Source organism: Hyalangium versicolor (assembly GCF_020103695.1).
In the GTDB taxonomy this organism is placed as follows: Bacteria; Myxococcota; Myxococcia; order Myxococcales; family Myxococcaceae; genus Hyalangium; species Hyalangium versicolor.
Window position 1 is genome coordinate 40794 of record NZ_JAHXBF010000013.1, and the last position, 21284, is coordinate 62077.

Sequence of the window (21284 nt, forward strand, 5' to 3'; positions counted from 1 at the left end):
CATTGCGATAAGTAAGGGATTGCACGCAAAAGCCAGTAATTCGACCAAACAGGGATTGACCGTAATGAATGGCGGCGGGTACCTTCACGCGCCGTTTCACCCGGCGCCTCGTGGCGCCAGTCATTCCCCTAATCCCCCGAGAGGTCGAATGAAGCGCATCAAGCAAGCTGCGTGCACCATCTCCTTCCTTGCGATCACCGCGTGCGGTGGCATGGAGGGCCAGGATGTCCAGGCCGACGAGCCGAAGCAGGAGATCGGCCAGATGGCTCAGCTCCTGAGGAGCGCGCGGCCGGTCCCCGGGCAGTACATCGTCGTGCTGAAGGATGATCTCAAGGGCGTGGCGCAAGTAGGCCCGGAGAGTGTGGCGCAGGAAATGGCCCTCAAGCACAACGGCCAGGTGCTCCACACGTACAAGGCGGCGCTCAAGGGCTTCGCGATGAAGCTGACCGAGGCCGAGGTCCAGAAGCTGCTCGCCGATCCGCGCGTGGCCTACGTGCAGGAGAACGGCTACGTGCACGTGGTGGGCACGCAGACGGGCGCCACCTGGGGCATCGACCGCGTGGATCAGCGCAACCGCCCGCTGGACAGCACCTACAACTACCCGAACACGGCCAGCAACGTTCACGCGTACATCATCGACACCGGCATGCGGAAGACGCACTCCCAGTTCACGGGCCGCGTCGGCAACGGGTTCGATGCGATCGACAACGACACCGACGCCACCGACTGCCACGGCCACGGCACGCACGTGGCGGGCACGGTGGGTGGCACCACGTGGGGCATCGCCAAGGGCGTGACGCTCCACCCGGTGCGCGTGCTGGACTGCACTGGCTACGGGGATGACGCCCAGGTCATCGCGGGCGTGGACTGGGTCACCGCCAACCACGTCAAGCCGGCCGTGGCCAACATGAGCCTCGGGGGCGATGCCTCGCAGCCGCTGGATGACGCGATCGCTAACTCGATCGCCGCGGGTGTGGTGTACGCCATCGCCGCGGGCAACGACAGCTCGAGCGCCTGCAACTACTCGCCGGCCCGGCTCCCCGCCGCCATCACCGTGGGCGCCACCACGAGCTCGGACGCGCGCGCGTCGTACTCGAACTACGGCACCTGCGTGGACATCTTCGGGCCGGGCTCGAGCATCACCTCGGCCTCGTACAGCAGCGACACGTCCAGCACCAGCATGAGCGGCACCTCCATGGCCAGCCCGCACGTGGCCGGTGTGGCGGCGCTGTACCTGAGCGCCAACCCCACGGCCACGCCGCAGCAGGTGCGTGATGCGCTGGTCACCAACGGCACCGCGGGCGTGGTCACCAGCCCGGGCACCGGTTCTCCCAACGTGCTGCTCTACAGCGGCTTCATCGGCAGCGGCCCGGCTGATACCACGCCGCCCTCCACCTCCATCACCGCTCCGGCGGGCGGCTCCACGCTGAGCGGCACCACTACCATCAGCGCCAGCGCCTCGGACAACGTGGGCGTGACGAAGGTGGAGTTCTACGCGGGCAGCACGCTGATCGGCACCGACACCTCCTCGCCGTTCAGCGTGGACTGGAACACCGGCGCGGTGACCAACGGCAGCTACTCGCTGACCACGAAGGCCTTCGACGCGGCCGGCAACACGGCGACCTCGAGCGCGGTGGCCGTCACGGTGGACAATGTCCAGGGCAGCTGCTCCACCACGACGCAGCTCCTGGCCAACCCGGGCTTCGAGAGCGGCAACACGGGTTGGACGGCCCCCACGGGCGTCATCAACGGTACGACCAGCGGGAGCGCTCCGTACGCGGGCACCTACAAGGCGTGGCTGAACGGCAACGGCAGCACGTCCACGGAGTACGCGTACCAGGACGTGACCATCCCGTCGACGGCCTGCAGCGCCTCGTTCAGCTTCTGGCTGAAGATCACCACCTCGGAGACCACCACGAGCACGCAGTACGACAAGCTCACGGTGACGGTGCGCAACACCTCGGGCACCACGCTGGCGACGCTGGCCACCTACAGCAACCTGAACAAGTCCACCGCGTACGCGCAGAAGACGTTCGACCTGTCCGCGTACAAGGGCCAGACGATCCGCGTGTACTTCAACGGCACCGAGGACTCCTCGCTGCAGACGAGCTTCTTCGTCGATGACACGGCGCTGAACATCACCCAGTAGTCAGCGCTCGGTTGTTGTGACTTGCCGGCGTGGGGACGGAGCGACTCCGGCCTCACGCCGGTTTTCTTTTGTGGAGGCCCGCGTGCACAGGGCGCGCTCGAAGGGGGGCTCGCGCGGCTGGCAGGCCACCCTAATGCTTGGTGGATGCCCGGATCACGGGTGATACTTGGCCCCATGTGCGGCCGTGTAACCGTCCAGACCCCTGCTGTGGATATTGCGCGAGAGTTCGGCCTTGTTGGCATCCGCTCCGCGATCGAGCGTCCCCGGTTCAATCTTGCCCCGACCCAGATGATGCCCGTGGTGGCCAATGACGGGCAGCGGATGCTGGATGCGTTCCGTTGGGGGCTCATCCCGTCCTGGGCGAAGGACGCGTCCATCGCGAACAAGCTCATCAACGCGCGCTGCGAGACGGTGGCCGAGAAGCCCAGCTTCCGCTCCGCGCTGAAGCGCAAGCGCTGCCTGCTCCTGGTGGATGGCTTCTACGAGTGGAAGCAGACGACCAAGCCGAAGACGCCGTTCTTCTTCCACCGCAAGGATCGCAAGCCGTTCGCCATCGCTGGGCTGTGGGAGGAGTGGACGGCTCCGGACACCGGCGAGGTGGTGCGCACCTGTTGCATCATCACCACGGGCCCCAATGCGCTGATGGCGCCGCTCCATGATCGGATGCCCGTCATCCTCTCGCCGGAGGGACAAGAGCAGTGGTTGCGTCCGGAGGCCATGGACGCCGCGAAGTTGCAGCCGCTGCTGGTGCCGTGCGCTGACGACTTCCTCGATGCTTATGAGGTGGCGCGCGTGGTCAATTCGCCCGCCAATGATGTGCCGGCCTGCATCGAGCGCCTGGCCGCCTGAGGTGGATGTCCGCTGCTGAGGGCATCAGGTGGTGGCGTCACCGGACGGGCCGCGCCGCAGGCCCAGTGCCTTCATCTTCTTGTAGAAGTGCCCACGCTCCAGATCCAGCAGGCGCGCGGCCTCCGTCACGTTGTCCTGCGTGTGCGCCAGCGTGAAGAGGATGATCTCTCGCTCCGCGTCCTCCACCTGCTCTCGGAAGGTACGGTCCGCCCGGGGATGGAAGCCGGTGGGAGCAGCAGCCGGCTCTGGTGGACGCGGCGCAACCGCTTCGCTCACCGCAGGAACAGGCGCGGAGGCGGTGGCCACCGGCAAGGGGGGCGGAGAGGCGGGTAGGGCGCTCACGGGCAAAGGTGAGAGCGGGACACGGCCTCGTGGCAGCAACTCCAGCGCCTCTGTGCCCGAGACGGTCGGTCCCTCGCAGAGGATGGCCAGCCGCTCCACCAGGTTGCGCAGCTCCCGCACATTGCCCGGATAGTCATAGGAGGCCATCACCGACAGGGCCTCAGGGGACAGCTTCAACGGCTTGCGCCCATTCCGCGCGCACGCCTCCTGCAGGAACGTGTCGATCAGATCCGGCAGGTCCTCGCGCCTCTCCCGCAGCGGCGGCGAGTGAATCTGCACCACGTTGATGCGGTAGTAGAGGTCCTCGCGGAAGTGGCCCCCTGCGATCTCCTTCTCCAGGTTCTTGTTCGTCGCGGCGATGACGCGCACGTCCACCTTGATCGTCTCCGCGCCGCCCACGCGCTCCAACTCGCCCTCCTGCAGCACCCGCAGCAGCTTGGCCTGCATGGCCGCCGGCATGTCGCCGATCTCGTCCAGGAAGAGCGTCCCCTCGTGCGCCAGCTCGAACTTCCCTCGCCTCACGCTCACCGCACCCGTGAACGCGCCCTTCTCGTGGCCGAACAGCTCGCTCTCGATCAGCTCGTGCGGCACCGCCGCGCAGTTGAGCTTCACGAACGGACCCGCCTTGCGCCTCGAGTTCTGGTGCAGCGCCCGCGCAATCAGCTCCTTGCCCGTGCCGTTCTCTCCCGTGATCAGCACACGGCCCTCGGACGGCGCCGTGCGCTGGATCAACGAGAAGATCCGCTGCATGGCCGGGCCCGTGCCCACCATGTCGTAGCGGCCCAGCTGTGCCCGCAGTTCCTGCAACTCCTCGATCACCGCCTGGTGCTTGAGCGCGTTGCGCAGCGCCACCAGCAGCCTGTCCCGCGCGAGGGGCTTCTCCAGGAAGTCCCTCGCCCCCAACTGCGTGGCCTTCACCGCCGTGTCGATGGTGCCGTGCCCCGACATCATGATGACGGGCAGCTCCGGCTTGAGCTCGTGCAGGCGCGCCAGAGCCGTCAACCCGTCCATGTCCGGCATCTTCACGTCCATCAGCACCGCGTCCACCGGCCGTGCCGAGATGACGTCCAGCGCCACCTGCCCGGAGCTCGCCAGCTCCGTCCGGTAGCCTGCCAACTGGAGGGACTGGCTCAGCGTGAGCAGGATGTTCTTCTCGTCATCGACGATGAGGACGGATGCGGGCATGGGTCGTGGACCTTGGACTTCGGGGTGTGGCCGCCGTGCCACACTGTTCGGGAAAGAATTAGGGGTTTCAAGGACTTCAGCCGTGCTTCGGTGGGCTTGATGCAATGCAGCGGCCGGGACAAATTGCTTTGACTCACTCGCCGTCTTGAGACTACACGCGACCCCCTCAACCCGTCCCCCGGACGGGGCTCAACGAACTTCTGGGAGGGAACGATGCGGCGAATTTCGATGGTGGCAGGGCTCGCTCTCGCCATGGCTCTGATGACGGGCTGCCCCAAGCCCTACCCCAACTGCGAGAACGACGAGGCCTGCAAGGAGCACGGCGAGGTCTGCGTCCAGGGCACCTGCCAGGAGTGCGCCACCGACGCCAACTGCAAGGACGGCTTCACCTGCCAGGCCAACAAGTGCGTGCCCAAGGGCCCCGAGTGCACCCTGGACAATCAGTGCGGCTCGGGCCGCATCTGCGAGGCCGGCAAGTGCGCCCCCGCCCAGTGCAAGGGCGATGACCAGTGCAACGGCGGCAAGTGCCAGGGCGGCCGCTGCCAGGCCCCCGAGAATACCTGCACCACCAACTCCGACTGCGGCGAGGGCCAGCAGTGCCAGGCCGGCAAGTGCGTCTCGGCCGGTGCCCAGGAGTGCAACTGGGAGCCCGTCCGCTTCGGCTTCAACGAGGCCACCCTCTCCTCCGAGGGCCAGAGCCGTCTGTCCGAGCTGGTTGCCTGCATGAAGGCCACCAAGGTCACCGGGAAGATCACCCTCGAGGGCCATGCCGACGAGCGCGGTACCGAGGAGTACAACCTCCAGCTCTCCAACCGCCGCGCCGCCGCCGTGAAGAAGTACCTCACCACGCTCGGCATCGCAGCCAAGAGCCTGGACACCGTGGGCTACGGGGAGACTCGCCCGGTCAACCAGGCGGCAGACGAGGAAGCGTGGGCTCAGAACCGCCGCGTCGAGTTTCGCCGCTGATCTGAGGTAGGCTCTCGCTCGATGGGCGTCTCTGAGTCCGAAGGGCGACAATCCTACCTTGTGTTTGCATGTGGTAGCAGTTGGTACGCGGTACCTGCGGAGAGCGCGGCGGAGGTGGTCACCTTCCCCGAGCTGACGCGGGTACCGGGTGCCCCGGCCTACCTGCTGGGCGTATTCGCGCACCGGGGAGAAGTCATTCCCGTGGTGGACATGGGGCTGCTGGTGGGAACCGGCAGCCAGTCCACGCGGCGCGCGGTGCTCGTCCGCCTGCCTCGAGGGTCGCTGGCGCTCACCGCCAGCACCGTGGCGGGAGTCTCCCTGGTCGCGGGCAGCTTGGAGCCGTTGGGCGCCAGCGGTGTGCACCTGCACCTGCGCGGCCCGGCCAAGGGTGCCCAGCGGGATGTGGCGGTGATTGACGCCGAAGGGCTGTTCGATCACCTCAGCCAGGGGGCCTGAGCCATGGCTGGGCTGAGGGTCAGTGGGACACTCCTGTGTCATGCCGGCGAGTACCGCATCGCGTTCCCCGCGGTGGACGTGGCCGTCATTGATGCGCCCGCGCTCCATGCGGGGCGTGCACGTTCGGCGCGCCAGGCCTTCGGAGAGGCCGGGGGCTCGGCTCGGGTGCTGCTGGCGCCCTCCGGTGAGACGGTGGGGGTGGACACGTTGGAGATCGACGCGGAGATGCACCGCGTGCTGCCCATGCCCGCGCTGATGGAGCGGATGGCCGGGGGCAGCCTGCTGGGGTTCCTCTTCATTCGCGGCGAGCTGTGGCCGCTGGTGCGGCTGGTGGAGTTCGAGCACTTCCTCGCGAGTGCTTCCCGGGAGGCGGCATGAGCTCGGGGCTGAAGGGGCTGACGCGGTGGTTGACCCGGCCGTCCTGGCTGGGCGGTGGCGTGGGCGTGGTGCTGGCGCTGACCCACGGGCAGTTGGAGTACTCGCCGCCCGAGGGTGCATGGCTCTCCTTCCTCATGTTGGTGGCCCTGGCGTTGGTGCTGAGCTTGGGGCTCACCCGGTTGCTCGAGCGGCGGGCGATGCGGGTGCTGAGGGCCGTGGAGGGGGGCCGCCTGCCGTCCACGCCGGACAATCTTCGCCAGGCGCTCCAGGAGGCGCGCGCCATCCCCGAGCGCTGCTTCTGGTTCACGCTGCTGGGCTGGTTGGGCGGCACCTTGTTGGTGTCGCTCGCCTTCCCGCCGCTGGTGGACCAGCCGTGGCTGCTGAGCGTGCGCATCGCGCTGGTGGTGCTGGCGCTGGGGCCCTTGAGCGCGCTGCTCGTGTACCTGTTGGTGGTGCGCCGCAGCCGCACGGCCGCTGAGCGCATCGCGAACGAGGGCCTGTCCGCGCTGGAGGTCATCACCGCGGTGCCGCCCCAGCGGCAGAACATCCGTCGGCGGCTGCTCATCTTCACCGCCATCGCCGTGCTCTGCCCGTCCATCTTCATCCTGGACGTCTCCGTGGCGCGCGCGGTGCGCGTCATGGACGAGATCGTTCAGGCCGGCAACCACGCGGCGCAGGAGGCGGTGGTGGCCCAGGCCCAGAGCGAGCACAGCGTCTCGTTGGGGTTGCTGTCGGCGTTCGTCATCCTGCTGGTGTTGGGCACGGCCTACGCCGCCGGCGCCGCGCTGTCCGAGCCGCTGAGCGCCATCACCGAGGACGCCACGCGCATCGCCAAGGGCGACCTGCGCCCGCCTCGCGTCATCCCTGCCGAAGACGAGGTGTGGGCCGCGTCGGCCGCCTTCGTGCAGATGCAGGCCCAGTTGGGGCAGGCGCTGGCGCAGATGCGGCGTGCGGGCATGCAGATCTCCAGCACGACCGAGCAACTGGTGGCGACTTCCTCGGAGCAGGAGATGGGCGCGGACGAGCAGTCCAGCTCTCTCAATGAGACGAGCGCTACCACGGAGGAGCTGGCCCGGAGCGCGCAGCAGATCGCCGGCAACGCCGAGTCCGTGGCGGGTATCGCCGAGAGGACGTTCGCCGCGGCCCAGGGCGGCCAGCGCAACGCCGCTGCCTTCCTCACCGCCATGCAGCGGATGAAGGAGGACAACCAGTCCATCGCGGACGCGGTGGTGCGGCTGAACAAGCGGGTGCAGCAGATCGGCAAGGTGGTCGAGTTCATCAACGAGATCGCCGACAAGACGGACCTGCTGGCGCTCAACGCGGAGCTGGAGGGCACCAAGGCGGGTGAGGTGGGCCGGGGCTTCTCACTGGTGGCCGCGGAGATGCGCCGCCTGGCCGAGAACGTCATCCGTTCCACGCGCACCATCGAGCAGCTCATCGAGGAGATCCGCGATGCCACGCACGCGGCGGTGATGGCCACGGAGGCCGGGCTGAAGACGACCGAGGCGGGCACGCTGCTCGCGGCGCAGGTGGACGAGAGCCTGAGCCTCATCCTCGAGCTGGCACGGCAGACGTCCCACGCCGTGCGCTCCATCTCGCTGGCCACCCAGCAGCAGCAGACGGGCACCGACCAGCTCGCCGCCGCCATGGGAGACATCCTCCGGGTGACGGAGCAGAACGCCTCGGCGACCAAGCAGATGGTGGCGGCCAATAGCGATTTGTCCGCACTGGCGAGGGACTTGAAACTCGTGGTGGAGCGCTTCCAACTGGCCGGGAGAGAGGGCTAGCCGAATGAGCACGAGCGGCACCGCGCGGCGGGCTTCCTTCAGCCGGCACCTGGCGATCCCTGTCCCCGTGGGCAACCTCGTGGGGGCCGCGCTGGCGTTCTATTACGCCTGGCTCACCATGGAGCAGAAGCTGGACCGTGCTTTCCACCTGCTCATGTCCCTGGGCGCGCTGGCCTGCGTGCTCTCCACGGTGGCTGGCGGCGGCATGCTGCTGCGGCGCCTGCGCGTGCTGCGCGGGCTGGAGCGCGGCGATCTGTCTCCTACGCCGGAGAATCTGGCCCAGGCCGCGGTCGAGGCCACCAGCGCCGCGGACACCACGTTCGTCAAGTCATTGATGATGTGGCTCCTCGCCACGGTGGTGCTGGGCGCCCTGGTGTGTACGGTCGATGGCGTGAGCTGGCACACGGGCCTGAGGGTGGCCTACCTGGGGCTGCTCTTCGGGCCCATCACCGCGCTGCTCGTCCACTGCCTGGTGACGTTGCGGGCCCGCCAGGTGGTGTTGTGGCTGAGCGAGCTCGGGTTGACGCAGGCGCAGATCATCTCCGCCATGCCCCGGCGCGCGCAGATCCGCGCCCGGCTGGTGCTCTTCACCGGCATCGCCGTGGTGACGCCCGCGGTGCTCTCCTCCAACCTCGCCTCGGCGCTGGCGGAGCGCGCCTATGAGCAGGTGCTCGCCACACCCGCGCACGAGCAGGCGGTGCGCGTGCACGAGCTGCGCGTGGAAGCCTTCACCTCGGGTGGGGCGCTGTGCCTGCTCGTGTTCGGTCTGGCGCTCACCACCGCGTATCTGGGGGGCACGCTGGTGGGACGCCCCATCCGTGAGCTCGCCGATGAGGCGCGGCGCATCGCGGATGGAAATCTCGCCGCCCCTCGGCTCATCCCCGCGGAGGATGAGGTGTGGGGTGTCTCCGCCGCCTTCGCGATGATGCGGGCGCACCTGGCGGATGTGCTCTCGCAGTTGCAGCGTGCGGGAGCGCAGATCAGCGCCACCACGGAGGAGATACTGGCCACCTCGGGCCGCTACGAGGCCGGTGCCGCCGAGCAGGCCAGCTCGCTGGACGAGACGAGCGCCACCACCGAGGAGCTGGCCCGGAGCGCGCGGCAGATCGCGGAGAACGCGGGTTCGGTGGCGGAGATCGCCCAGCGCACCCTCGCGGCCGCCCAGGGAGGGCAGGGCAGTGCCGAGGCCTTCCTGGCCTCCATGAGCCGCATGCGCAACGACAACCAGGCCATCGCCTCGGCCGTCACCCGGTTGAACAAGCGGGTGCAGCAGATCGGCAAGGTGGTCGAGTTCATCAACGGCGTGGCCGACAAGTCGGACCTGCTGGCGCTCAACGCGGAGCTGGAGGGCACCAAGGCGGGCGAGGTGGGCCGGGGCTTCTCGCTGGTGGCCGCGGAGATGCGCCGCCTGGCCGAGAACGTCCTGGAGTCCACCAAGGAGATCGAGGGGCTCATCGAGGAGGTTCGAGAGGCCTCGCGCGCGGCGGTGGCCGCCACCGAGGGAGGCGTGCGCGCCACGGACACTGGCACCCAGCTCGCGCAGCAGGTCTCCGAGTCCCTCAAGCAGATCCTGGATCTGGCCGGGCAGACGTCCGATGCCGTGCGCTCCATCTCGCTGGCCACTCAGCAGCAGCAGACGGGCACCGACCAGCTCGCCGATACCATGGCGGACATCCTCCGCATCACCCAGCAGAGCCTCAACGCCACCAAGCAGGTGAGCACCGCCAATGGTGACCTGCTGGTGCTCGCGCTGGACCTGCGCAACGTGGTGGAGCGGTTCCAGATCAGCCAGCAGCCGCCGCCGAGGAGTGAAGGGTGACTCCCCGGGACAGGCTGCTCAAACAGTTCCGCGACCTGGTCGGGGTGCGCCTCGAGCGCATCAACCGCGCCATCGTGGAGCTCGAGTCCGGAGGCAACGTGGAGACGGGGCGCAAGGCGCTCCGGGAGCTCCATGGCCTCAAGGGCGAAGCCCGGATGATGGGCTTCGACAGCATCAACGTCCTCGTCCATGAGATGGAGGAACTGGTCCGCTCCATCGAGACCACCCAGTACGCCCTCTCCCACGATTCCGCGGATGCGCTCCTGAAGTCCGCGGATGCGGTCATGGTGCTCTCGGGGCTGGTGGCCTCGGATGATGCTCCCGAGGTCGAGAAGCTGGTGTCGTGGCTGCGGGATCGCACCAAGGTCGAGCAGATCCAGCTCGGGGGCTCCATGCCCGAGCCGGTGGTGCTGCCTCCCGTGCCAACCGCGCCCCCAGTCCCGACGACGCAGCCCCCGTCCGGTTCGGTAAAGACACCGGCGCCGACGCCTCCTTCCCCGAAGCCTGCGCAGAATCCGCAGTCGTCCTGGTCTCGGAGCTCCGGTTCCAATACCCGACCGCCCATCCCGACGTCTCCGCCCGTGCCATCGGGAACTGCTTCCGCCCCTGCGATGGGGGGCTCCGCGCCTTCGGGAGCGGCCGGTACGACCCGCCCGCCTGTTCCGAATCCATCGCCGCCGCAGCCTCCCCGCCCACCGGGGTCAACCACTTCGGGGTCAGCTCCCTCCGGAGCGCCGGGTCCAACCTCGTCTTCACGCCCGGAGATGCGCGCGGACAGCTCGGTCCGCATCGACGTGGGCAGCCTGGATCTGCTCACCAGCGCCGTCACCAACCTCTCCCAGGTGGTGCGCCGCCGGGAGCTGGCCAATGCCCGCCGTCTGGCGCTGGCTCGGGACCTGGCCCAGCTCGCACGTGAGGCCGAGGATCTGGGGCCCGCGGGCTCCGCGCTCGCGGCCAAGTTGAGCAAGGCCAAGGACCAGGCCGCCGCGCTCCATCGCGAGGCGAAGCTGCTGGCCAACGAGGAGCTGAGGGATCTCGGGCAGGTGGTCGAGGAGGTGCATCGCATCCGCATGCTGCCGCTCTCGGTCCTCTTCGAGCCCTATCCCCGCGTGGTGCGGGACATGGCCCGCGAGCTGGGCAAGGAAGTGGACCTCGTCGTGGACGGCGAGGACACCCGGGCCGATCGCGCCGTGGTCGAGGCGCTGCGCGAACCCCTGCTGCACCTGATCCGCAATGCGCTGGACCACGGCCTGGAGACTCGCGTCGACCGCGTGGCCGCGGGCAAGAAGCCCAAGGGGTGTCTGACGCTGCGCGCCTCGCGCGAGGGCAACCGCATCGTCCTGCGCGTCGAGGACGACGGCCTGGGGCTGGACACCGTCATGCTGCGCAAGGTGGCCGTCCGCAAGGGCTTCCTGGACGAGATGGCCGCCGGAGCCCTCACCGAGGCCCAGGCCCGTGAGCTCATCTTCCTCTCCGGTTTCTCCTCGCGCGAGGAGGTGACGCACATCTCCGGCCGCGGCGTGGGGCTGGATGCCGTGCGCACTGCCGTGCAGACCCTGGGCGGAGACGTGGGCGTCGAGTCCGCGCCCGGGTGGGGCACCATCTTCGAGATCCGCGTCCCCGTCTCCCTCACGGTGGCGCCGCTGCTCTTCGTGAAGGCAGGGGACGAGACGCTCGCCCTGAGCGCCGCCCATGTCACCCGGGCCCTCAAGCTGGACCTCTCCTCCATGACGGAGCTGGCCGGGCGGCCGGCGCTGAACGCGGACGGCCGGGTGCTGCCCTTCGGCCACCTGTCCACGCTGCTAGGGCTGGCTCCGGAGCGCCGTCCGAGCGAGGGCGAGCTGGTGCTCGTGGTTCGCAGCCAGGGCGCCACCGCCGCGCTGGCCGTGGAGCGCGTGCTCGAGGAGCGCGTCCAAGCCATCCTCCCGCTGCGAGGCCTCCTCGCCCGCTTCGGGCACCTCACCGGCGCCACCACCCTGGCCGATGGCCGACTGGCGATGGTGCTCTCGGCCGCCTACCTGACGGCGGGAGCCCACGGCTCGCTCTCCGTCCGCCTGCCTCGGGCGGCTCCCCGGGCCGTCGAAGTTCAACGCCGCCGGATCCTGGTCGTGGATGACTCACCCCTCACCCGCGAGCTCATCTCCGCCCTCCTGGAGGCGGTGGGGTACGACATCCTCGTGGCCTCGGATGGCGGCGAGGCCCTCCACCTGCTCTCGGATTCGCCGGTGGACCTGGTCGTCACCGACCTGGAGATGCCCGGCCTGGACGGCCTGGAGCTCACCCGCCAGCTCAAGGCCCATGAGACGCTTAACCGACTCCCGGTCATCATCCTCACCACCCGTGGGGGCGAGGAGGACCGGAAGAAGGGGTTGGCGGCCGGGGCCAACGGCTACATCACCAAGGGCGACCTCGTCCGTCAGGACCTCGTGGACGTGGTGAAGCGCCTGCTGGGGTAAAGGCCACCCGGAGACAGGCGAAGTCATTGGGTATACTCCTCGTGTCGCGCACGGGGTATGCACAGGTAATGGTCAAGAAAGTGTCGGTGCTGGTGGTGGATGACTCGCTCATCTGCCGACAGCTCATCTGCGAAGCACTGGGCCAGGACCCGGATCTCCAGGTCGTGGGCACGTGCGTCGACGGGAAGGAGGCGCTCGCGAAGGTCAAGGAGCTGCGCCCCAGCGTCGTCACCATGGACGTGGACATGCCGGTGATGGATGGGCTCACCGCCGTGGAGCACATCATGGCTGAGTGCCCGACCCCCATCCTGGTGCTCACGGCCGATCCTCGGCAGCAGGCGCCGGAGCTGACGTGCCGGGCGCTGGAGCTGGGCGCCCTGGGGCTGCGCGTGAAGCCGTCCATCGATGATGGGCTCGAGGCGTGGAACCTGGCCAAGGAGCTGAAGCTGCTGGCCTCGGTGCGAGTCATCCGCCACATCCGCCAGCACAAGAAAATCACCCCGCCAGTGCGCAATGAGCTGCCCTCGCTGCTGCCGCCGAGCATGGGCATGGTGGCGGTGGCCGCGTCGACGGGTGGGCCGCAGGTGCTTCACCGGATGCTGTCCGAGCTGCCCTCGGACTTCCCGGCACCTATTGCCATCGTGCAGCACATCAACGCCGCCTTCGCCGAGTCGCTCGCGGGCTGGCTGGCCAACTCGTGCCGGCTGAAGGTCCGGCTGGCGCAGGACGGCGAGCTGCTGATGCCGGGGCACGTGCTGATCGCTCCACCGGGCATGCACATGGTCATCCCGTTCCGGGGGCGCGTGGCGCTCAAGCCGGGCGTGGAGCGGGACGGGCACATGCCGTCCGCCACGGTGCTGCTGGAGAGCGCGGCCAAGGCCTACGGGCGGCGCGCGCTGGGCGTCATCCTCACGGGCATGGGTGAGGACGGCGCGGCGGGCATGCTGGCCATCAAGCAGGCCGGTGGGCTCACCCTGGCTCAGAACGAGGAGTCCTGCGTCGTGTTCGGCATGCCCGGCGCGGCCGTGGAGCGCAATGCGGTGGATCACCTCGTCCATGGGGATGAGGTGGGTGCGGCGCTGGTGAAGCTGTCGCGCGGGGAAGCGCTCGCCCAGGGGCGGTGACGGCGTGACGCCCACTCGGCCAGGCTCGCTCATCCACGCGTACATCACTACGCGGACGGGCATGGCCCTGAGTGACAACCAGCGGCGGAGGCTGGACGAGCGGCTGGCGGTGCTGAGGGGTTCGCTCTCGGAGCAGCAGTACCTGTTGCACCTGCAGACCCCATCGGGTGCGGCGGAGCTGTCCACGCTCATCTCCGTGGTGGCGGTGCACAAGACGGATCTGTTCCGGGACGAGGTGCAGCTGGGGGATTTCCGCACGCAGGTGCTCGATCCGCTGGTGGCCCAGGCGTCGGGGCGGCCGCTGCGCTTCTGGAGCGCGGGCTGCGCCACGGGCGAAGAGGTGGCCACGCTCCTGATGATGATGGACGAGGCCGGAGCGGATCCGGGCAGCTCGGTGCTGGGGACCGACATCTCCGAGGCGGCGCTCAACCGTGCTCGGACGCTGAGCTTCTCCGCGGATCAGATCCGCCGCCTCCCGGGCGCGCTGCGCGAGCGTTACTTCGTTCCCGACGGGGCGCGTGGACTGCTGGTGCCCGAGCTGCGCGAGCGCGCGTACTTTCAGCTCCACAACCTGATGGAGACGCCGTACCCCAGCTCGGGTGGGGGCGAGGGCTTCGACGTCATCTTCTGCCGCAACGTCCTCATCTATTTCACCACGGAGGCGTTCGATCGGGTGGTGCTGGCCCTGGCCGAGCGGCTCGTGCCCGGGGGCACGTTGGTGCTCTCCGCCGCGGAGCCCCTGCTGCACGCCCCATCGAGCCTGCGCATCATTCGCAGTGACCACGCCTTCTTCTATGTCCGAGCGCAGCACCATCTCCCAGCTCCGCCCTCCTCGGGCCCTGAGCGCAAGAGAGACGCGGGCTCCTTCCCAGTGGTTGTGCCCTCGGGGGGCTCGGAGCGGCCTCGTGAGGCCACCGTGTCGCCCCAGCCGTCTGCTCTCGCTCCCGAGTGGCCGAGAGAACCTGCTCCCGGGAATGAGCCGCGGAGGGATTCGGGGCGTTACGCCGCCGTGGGAAGCGCACCCAGGAGGGATTCGGGGCGCCACTCCACCGTTGCTGCGGAGCCGAGGCGGGACTCGGGGACTTTTGCCTCCGTGCCGCCCGACCCGCGGCGGGACTCGGGCCGCCATGCCACGGTAGGGAGCGCTCCACGGAAAGAGTCGGGGCGTTTCCCCGCCGTGTCGCCCGATCCGCGGAGGGAGTCCGGAAGCTTCGCCACGGTGGGGAGCGATCCGCGGAGGGAGTCGGGGCGTTTCCCCGCTGTGCCTCCTGCTGCGTGGTCCTCGGGTTCGCCTGTGTCCGGATCGTTCCCCGCCATCGGCTCCCCTCACCCTCAGCACGCCCCGGACCGCTCCGAGGAGCACCCCTTGTTCGTCGAGGCCGACAGCCTCTTCGCCCTGGTGCTCGAAGGGGTGGGGGAGGCGGACTCCCAGACGGAGGACTACCTGCGGCGCTGCCTGGCGCTGGACCCGGATCTCTCCGCCGCGCGCTACCTGCTGGGGATGCTGCTCGAACTGAGGGAGGCGTTCCTCGAGGCCGCCTCCGAGTATCGCCGAGCCCTCCGCTCCCTGGAGGAGGGACGGGCCCGGGCCACCCCCTTCTTCCTCAACCACTCCCGCCTCCGGGTGGCCTGCGCCAAGGCCATCGAGCGGATGGAGGGCGGGGGCAAACCCCGCTGACAGGCGGGCAGGCGACAATGCCCGTGAGAAGGATCGGACGCGCGCGGGGTTTGGCCGTAAGATGCGCGCCCCTATGAGAAGGCTCGCCGTGCTCTCCCTGGTCCTGCTGTCGGGTTGCTTCTACCCGGCCAGCCGCGGCCGTGCGCTCGAGGCCAAGGTCGACAAGCTCACCGCCGACAACACCCGGATGAACGAGGAGTTGAAGCAGGCGCGCGAGCAGCTCGCCGCCACGCTCCCCCGCATCGACGAGAAGGTCGTCGAGGTGACCAAGGCCCTGGAGAGTCTGGAGTCGGGCTCGCGGCGCAACGACGCGGACATCGGCATCCAGCTCCAGAAGACGGTGGAGGACCTGGCCAACCTGCGCGGGCAGGTAGAGACGTACCTCTATAAGATCGGCGAGCTGGAGACGGGGATCGGCAAGCTCACCACCGATGCGGAGAAGAAGCAGCTGACGCAGCAGGGCCCGGATGCGCTGAAGGAAGCCGAGGCCAAGAAGCAGGCCGAAACCCTGAAGCGCCCCGAGGACAAGAAGGAGTTCCTCGCGTTGGCCCAGGAGAAGGCGAAGGCCGGCGAGTTGCCCCTGGCGCGCCAGCTCTATTCGGAGTTCATGAAGAAGTGGGCCAAGGATCCCCTCATGGGCGAGGCCCACTTCGGCATGGGAGAGACGTACTTCACCGAGGACAAGTGCCGCGAGGCCCTCTTCGAGTACGGCAAGGTGATCCAGGACTTCGCGAAGACGCCGTCGGCGCCGCAGGCGTACCTGCGCTCCTCGGAGTGCTTCGCCAAGCTGAAGATGACGGAGGAGTCGCGGCTGGCGCTGGAGGAGCTCGTCAAGAGCTTCCCCAAGTCCGAGGAGGCGAAGACGGCCAAGGCGCGAATCGCGGAGCTGGACAAGGCGAAGAAGAAGCCGGCTCCCGCCCCCACGAAACCGGCGCCCGCACCGGCGCCCGCGAAGAAGGGAACCAAATGAGACTGCGTGCCCTGGCGCTCGCCGCGCTGGCGCTGCTGCTCGTGCCATTCGTGGCCGGCGCGGCTCCGAAGAAGGCGGTGCTCATCTTTACCGGAGACAACGGGGGCGAGATCGCCCCCTGTGGTTGAATCCACAACCCGTCTGGCGGTCTGGCCAGACGAAAGATGGCGATTGAAGCGGAGCGCGCGAAGGACGTGCCGGTGCTCGTGTTGGATGCGGGCAATGCGCTCTTCAAGTACCCCGCGAAGGGAGCCGATCCGACCGAGAAGGCCCGGGCGGAGCTGATCCTCAAGCAGATGGACGCGATGGGCACCGTGGCCATGGCCGCGGGCGCGCGCGACCTGACGCTGGGGCTGGACTTCCTGAAGAGCACGGCCAAGGGCGCGAAGATGAAGGTGCTGTCCGCCAACCTCGTGGACAAGGCGGGCAAGGCGGTGTTCCCGGCCTCCACGGTGGCCACCGTCGCGGGGCTCAAGTTCGGCATCGTGGGCGCCTCTCCCGAGGGCGCGCTGCCCGACTGCCAGGGCCAGCCTGCGGCTCCGGCCGTGCTCGCGGAGGCGAAGCGCCTGCGTGAGAAGGAGAAGGTGGACGTCGTCGTCGTGCTCGCGGCCATGCCCTACGATGTGGCTCGGAAGCTTGCCTCCCAGGCCGAGGGCGTGGACTTCGTCATCCAGTCCCATGAGGGGCGCGGTACGGGTGTGGCCTACAGGGATGGCCTGGCCGTCGTGATTCCTCCGGGGGAGCGAGGTCGGCAGGTGGCTCGCCTGGAACTGGCCGTGTCGGGTCCGGGCACCTTCCAGGACCTGAACACCGCGGGCCAGGCCAAGGAGAACCTGAAGAACCTGGAGGCCAACCTGAACCGGGCGAAGGAGCGGCTGGTCGCCACCCAGGATCCGGCTGCCCGGAAGGCACTCGAGGAGACGATCGCCACCTTCGAGGCCCGCCGGACGGCCTTGCAGAAAGAGGCCAAACTCGACGCAACGGGTTTGGCCCGTACGCATCAATTGTCGTACATCCAGCTTGGAACCGATAAACCCTCGGATCCAACCGTCCAGAAACTGGTGGAGCGCATCGAGCCGGCCGGCTCGGGGCACCACTGAGGGCTGGGCGGGCTTGTGTAGCACCCGGCGCGCCGTTATAAGCGCCGGCCACCTCAATCGCCGGACCTCCTGCCCAAGGGTGGGTGGGGGCAAGGCGCACTGGAGATGTCGTCATGAAGCCTGAACTGCACCCGGTCTATCCCCCCGCTCGCATCACCTGTGCCTGCGGCAACATCGTCGAGACCAAGTCCACGCGCGGCTCGTTCCAGGTGGAAATCTGCTCGAACTGCCACCCCTTCTTCACCGGTAAGTACAAGCTGCTCGACACGCAGGGCCGCGTCGACCGCTTCCGGAAGAAGTACGCCGCCACCAACGCCGCCAAGGAGGCTGCTGCCGCCGGTGGCGAGGCTGCCGCTCCGGCCGCTGGCAAGAAGGGCAAGAAGGCCGAGACCAAGGCGTAACACCGCCTGACTCAGTCCGTGCTGTTCCGTCGAGCAGGGTGACGGAGGCTTCTTCGGAAGCGCTCCCGCCCTGCTCGCGGCGTTTCAGGGGGTCAAGTTTTCAAGTGCTACAGGTCGAAATTTGGACGTAGCACGCATCTGCCCGCACATTCCGCCGCGTCAACGATGTCCCGAGACGGAGGCGAGATGTCCGCGGAAGCCACAGCGCTGAAGATTGCTGACCGCTCCCTGAGCGAGAGCCTGTTCGCGAAGGGTGATGCGTACCGGCTGTACCAGGGTGACAGCGTGGAGCTGATGAACCAGTTCCCCGAGCAGCAGTTCGATCTGATCTTCGCGGACCCGCCGTACTTCCTGTCCAACGGTGGCTTCACGTGCAAGAGCGGCAAGCGCGCCTCGGTGCAGAAGGGCGCGTGGGACGTGTCTCGCGGCGTGGAGGAGGACCACCGCTTCACCACCGAGTGGCTGAAGGCCTGCCAGCGCGCGCTCAAGCCCACGGGCACGCTGTGGGTGAGCGGCACCCAGCACGTCATCTTCAACGTGGGCTTCGCGATGCAGAAGCTGGGGTTCAAGCTGCTGAACACGGTGACCTGGTACAAGCCGAACGCCAGCCCGAACCTGTCGTGCCGCTACTTCACGCACTCGACGGAGCTGCTCATCTGGGCGTCGCCGCGGCAGACGAAGACGCTGCAGCACACGTTCAACTACGCGCGGATGAAGGCGGAGAACGGCGGAAAGCAGATGCGCGACGTGTGGAACCTGCCTCGCACGGGCGAGGAGGAGCTCACGGCCGACGGCGCCGGGCGGATGTGGACGCAGATTGCTCCGCGCCGTGAGGAGAAGGCGTTCGGCAGCCACCCGACGCAGAAGCCGGTGGCGCTGCTGGAGCGCATCATCGAGGCGAGCACGCCGGAGGACGCGGCGATCCTGGACCCGTTCAATGGCAGCGGCACCTCGGGTGTGGCGGCGCTGAAGCTGGGCCGGCGCTACACGGGCATCGACCTGGATCCGAAGTACCTGGAGCTGACAAAGAAGCGCCTGGACGCTGTGGGGCGCTGAAGTTCGAGCAGGGGGGACGATGACGATCAACTGTCCGAAGTGCGGCAAGCCGGTGGACGTGACCGGAGCGCAGCCGGGTTCCAGTGTCACCTGTGTCTGCGGCAACGTGTTGGTGGTGCCGAAGAAGGGCATGAGCCGGACGTTGCTCTTCGTCCTCATCGGGGCGGGAGTGGTGGTGCTGGCTTGCCCGTGCCTGGGAATCCTCTCGGCGATCGCCATCCCCAACTTCATCCGGTATCAGGCCCGGGCGAAGCAGTCGGAGTGCATGACGAACCTGAAGGCCTTCTACGTCTCTGCCCGGATGGCCAAGGAGCAGGGCGGAGATGTGAAGGACCTCGCGAAGATCGGCTTCACGCCGGAGCGGGGCAACCGCTACGCGTACTTCCTGGGGCCAGGGCCCGTGGAGGAGCGCGGTGCCGCTCAGGCCACGCCGGTGGAGGGAGTCGAAGCCATCGGTGTGGACACCTTCAAGTTCCCAACCCTGCGCCCCTTTACGTTCAAGGACCTGCCTCCGGATGTGGCCGCACAGGTGGGCGTCTCGGGGGAGTGCCCGGAGTGCTCCATCACCGTGGCGTGCGCTGGAGACATCGATAACAACGCCTCCGACTCGCCGGACGTGTGGAGCATCTCCACGGAGGAGCGGTCCACCGACCAGGGCGACGTCATCCCGGCGGGGCAGCCCTACAACCATGTGAACGACGTCACCTCGGACTGAGGTGCGTCACGCCGGATCACCTGGAGAGCCAGTCCAGCTGAGCCTCACGCGCGGGAGAGGATGCCCTCGATGCCCTGCCGGGCGATGGGGTGGTAGCGCTCCCCGTATTTCTGGAACAGCTCGCGCGCCTTCGGCCGGTACTCCTTGGAGGCGTGCAGCAGGCTGTAGAGGGGCTTGAGGTACTTCATCCGGCCCACCTCGCCCAGGAACTGCTCGGTGCGCTCCAGCGCCGGCGCGTAGTGCACCCGCAGCGCCGCCAACAGCCAGGACAACAGCACCTCCGAGTTGCGGCTCTTCGTGAACTGGAAGCGCTCGTCCAGCGCCCTCAGTGTGTCGCGCGGCGTGCTCGTGGGCAGCCACTCCAGGAAGAGCTGCCACTCCGCTGGCGTCCACTCCTTTACCTCCTCGCGCGAGGGCACCGTGCCCTTGAGCCGCTGCAACTCCTCCAACCGGCTCGAGCGCGGTGAGGGCGCTCCGGACGGAATCCCCGGCTGGTTCAGGTAGGCCTCCGCGTTCACCTTGCCAAGCACTCCCGGCAGCTCGCGCTCGGTGAAGGCCACCCAGTCCTCCGTGGTGAGCGCCTGGAACCGGAACGTGTCGATGTACTTCCTCAGGTACGCGTCGAAGGCCGGACGCCCCGCGGCAGCCTCCATCGCGCACAGCATCAAGTAGCCCTTCTCGTAGGGAATCTGCGAGAAGACATCGTCCGGATCGATGCCCGTCAGGTGCGTGCGCAGCGCCGTGAGCTGAGGGTGCGCTCGGAAGTGCTCGATCGCCGTCTCCAGCGAGCGGCGGCCCAGCGCGGCATGGAGCGCCGCCAGCTCCGGCCCCTCTAGCGCCTCCAGGATGCGGCGCTCGGCGAACACGGTGAAGCCCTCGTTCAGCCAGAAGTGCTCGGCCGAGGCGTTCGTCACCAGGTTCCCCGTCCACGAGTGCGCCAGCTCGTGCGCCACGACATTCACGAGGCTCTTGTCCCCCGCAAGCAGCGTGGGCGTGAGGAACGTCAGCCGCGGGTTCTCCATGCCGCCGTACGGGAACGAAGGCGGCATCGTGAGCAGATCGAACCGCTCCCAGTCATACTTCCCGAACAGGGACTCGGCCACCCGCAGCATCGCGTCCACGTCCTCGAACTCGGAGGCCGCATCCTCCAGCAGCTCCGGCTCGGCCCACACCCGCGAGCGTGGCCCCAGCTCCTTGGGTGCCAGGCTCCCCACCGCGAAGGCCAGCAGGTACGGCGGAATCGGCTGCGGCATCTCGTAGTGCTCCACCGCCTCCACCCCGGGCTCCTCGCGCTTCACGAATCCCGCCGCCATCACCGCCTTGAGCGCCTTCGGAATCGTCAGCGCCGCCGTGTACCGGATGCGGATGCGCGGCGTGTCCTGGAGCGGAATCACCGACCGTGCGTGGATCGCCTGGCACTGGCTGAACAGGAACGGGTGCTGCCCGCCCGCCGTCTGCGAGGGCGTGAGCCACTGGAGGGCGCTCGCCTGGGGCGAGGTGCGATAGCGCACTGTCAGCTGCCTCAATCCCGCCGGCAATTCAATCCGCAGCCGGCTGCCGAGGATGGGCTCCGGCGGCGCCAGGTTGAAGGGGAGCGGTTTCCCCTGGGCATCCACCACTGCACGGATGTCGAGTTCCCGAGTGTCCAGATCCAACGGTCCCGCGGAGGCCTCCTTGAGGGTGAGGGTCACCTCCGCGTGCAGCCTCCGAGTCCGGAAGTCCACACGGGCCCTCCAGTCAAGGGATTCGGTCTCCGGCTGCGTGCTGTCGTTGTACGAGTGTGGGTCGAGGCGGGGCATGGGGGCGACGGTTGTAGTCGCAAGGGCGACCCGGTGGCGAGACTCTCGATTGAC

At 68.4% G+C, this 21284-nt stretch carries 17 protein-coding genes and 1 pseudogene; 16 read left to right on the plus strand and 2 right to left on the minus strand.

The genetic code is table 11. The features are described 5' to 3' along the window. The first annotated feature begins 148 nt into the window (after window positions 1–148). Together KY501_RS26220 and KY501_RS26225 are read left to right on the plus strand one after the other, a co-directional pair. Window positions 149–2149, plus strand: a complete 2001-nt coding sequence (locus KY501_RS26220; RefSeq protein WP_224366184.1) for a S8 family serine peptidase — start codon at window positions 149–151, stop codon at window positions 2147–2149. A gap of 174 nt (window positions 2150–2323) precedes the next feature. Beyond that, entirely contained in the window at window positions 2324–2998 is a 675-nt protein-coding gene (locus tag KY501_RS26225; protein ID WP_224366185.1) for an SOS response-associated peptidase, read from the plus strand. Between the two features lie 24 nt (window positions 2999–3022). On the opposite strand, the gene KY501_RS26230 is transcribed toward KY501_RS26225, so the two are convergent. Then, window positions 3023–4525, minus strand: coding sequence for a sigma-54-dependent transcriptional regulator (locus KY501_RS26230; RefSeq protein ID WP_224366186.1), 1503 nt, complete (start codon window positions 4523–4525; stop codon window positions 3023–3025). Between the two features lie 213 nt (window positions 4526–4738). On the opposite strand from KY501_RS26230, the gene KY501_RS26235 reads away from it, so the two are divergent. From KY501_RS26235 to KY501_RS26295, 14 genes and pseudogenes are all read left to right on the plus strand, one after another. Then, window positions 4739–5491 carry an OmpA family protein gene (locus KY501_RS26235; RefSeq protein ID WP_224366187.1) on the plus strand — a complete coding sequence of 251 codons (753 nt, stop codon included), beginning with the start codon at window positions 4739–4741 and terminating at the stop codon, window positions 5489–5491. 21 nt (window positions 5492–5512) lie between these two features. Next, window positions 5513–5947 (plus strand): chemotaxis protein CheW, encoded by a 435-nt coding sequence (locus tag KY501_RS26240; protein WP_224366188.1) that lies wholly within the window; start codon window positions 5513–5515, stop codon window positions 5945–5947. 3 nt (window positions 5948–5950) lie between these two features. After that, window positions 5951–6325 (plus strand): protein CrdC, encoded by a 375-nt coding sequence (locus tag KY501_RS26245; protein WP_224366189.1) that lies wholly within the window; start codon window positions 5951–5953, stop codon window positions 6323–6325. Then, window positions 6322–8112: a methyl-accepting chemotaxis protein gene (locus tag KY501_RS26250; protein WP_224366190.1), complete on the plus strand. Its 1791-nt coding sequence runs from the start codon at window positions 6322–6324 to the stop codon at window positions 8110–8112. The genes KY501_RS26245 and KY501_RS26250 overlap by 4 nt, the downstream gene beginning before the upstream one ends. 4 nt (window positions 8113–8116) lie before the next feature. Further along, window positions 8117–9931, plus strand: coding sequence for a methyl-accepting chemotaxis protein (locus KY501_RS26255; RefSeq protein ID WP_224366191.1), 1815 nt, complete (start codon window positions 8117–8119; stop codon window positions 9929–9931). After that, a complete protein-coding gene (locus tag KY501_RS26260) occupies window positions 9928–12387 on the plus strand; it encodes a hybrid sensor histidine kinase/response regulator (protein WP_224366192.1) in 2460 nt (819 codons plus the stop codon). Before KY501_RS26255 ends, KY501_RS26260 begins: the two co-directional genes overlap by 4 nt. A gap of 68 nt (window positions 12388–12455) precedes the next feature. Further along, entirely contained in the window at window positions 12456–13511 is a 1056-nt protein-coding gene (gene cheB / locus KY501_RS26265) for a chemotaxis-specific protein-glutamate methyltransferase CheB (protein WP_224366193.1), read from the plus strand. 4 nt (window positions 13512–13515) lie between these two features. Continuing rightward, a complete protein-coding gene (locus KY501_RS26270) occupies window positions 13516–15189 on the plus strand; it encodes a CheR family methyltransferase (RefSeq protein ID WP_224366194.1) in 1674 nt (557 codons plus the stop codon). Window positions 15190–15262: 73 nt separating this feature from the next. Then, window positions 15263–16159 carry a tetratricopeptide repeat protein gene (locus KY501_RS26275; protein WP_224366195.1) on the plus strand — a complete coding sequence of 299 codons (897 nt, stop codon included), beginning with the start codon at window positions 15263–15265 and terminating at the stop codon, window positions 16157–16159. Beyond that, window positions 16156–16287 (plus strand): hypothetical protein, encoded by a 132-nt coding sequence (locus KY501_RS53265; protein ID WP_255636873.1) that lies wholly within the window; start codon window positions 16156–16158, stop codon window positions 16285–16287. Before KY501_RS26275 ends, KY501_RS53265 begins: the two co-directional genes overlap by 4 nt. A 36-nt stretch (window positions 16288–16323) precedes the next feature. Then, on the plus strand, window positions 16324–17259 hold the full coding sequence (locus tag KY501_RS26280; protein WP_224366196.1) for a bifunctional UDP-sugar hydrolase/5'-nucleotidase: 936 nt from the start codon (window positions 16324–16326) through the stop codon (window positions 17257–17259). Between the two features lie 113 nt (window positions 17260–17372). Further along, a pseudogene (rpmE, locus tag KY501_RS26285) lies at window positions 17373–17588 on the plus strand (50S ribosomal protein L31); the annotation flags it as partial. A gap of 258 nt (window positions 17589–17846) precedes the next feature. Then, window positions 17847–18716: a DNA-methyltransferase gene (locus KY501_RS26290; protein ID WP_224366197.1), complete on the plus strand. Its 870-nt coding sequence runs from the start codon at window positions 17847–17849 to the stop codon at window positions 18714–18716. 19 nt (window positions 18717–18735) lie between these two features. Then, complete coding sequence (locus KY501_RS26295) at window positions 18736–19431, plus strand: fimbrial protein (RefSeq protein ID WP_224366198.1); 696 nt, start codon at window positions 18736–18738, stop codon at window positions 19429–19431. Between the two features lie 44 nt (window positions 19432–19475). Here the strand turns inward: KY501_RS26295 and KY501_RS26300 are convergent, their stop codons facing one another. Next, window positions 19476–21230 carry a M1 family metallopeptidase gene (locus tag KY501_RS26300; RefSeq protein ID WP_224366199.1) on the minus strand — a complete coding sequence of 585 codons (1755 nt, stop codon included), beginning with the start codon at window positions 21228–21230 and terminating at the stop codon, window positions 19476–19478. Window positions 21231–21284: the final 54 nt, after the last annotated feature.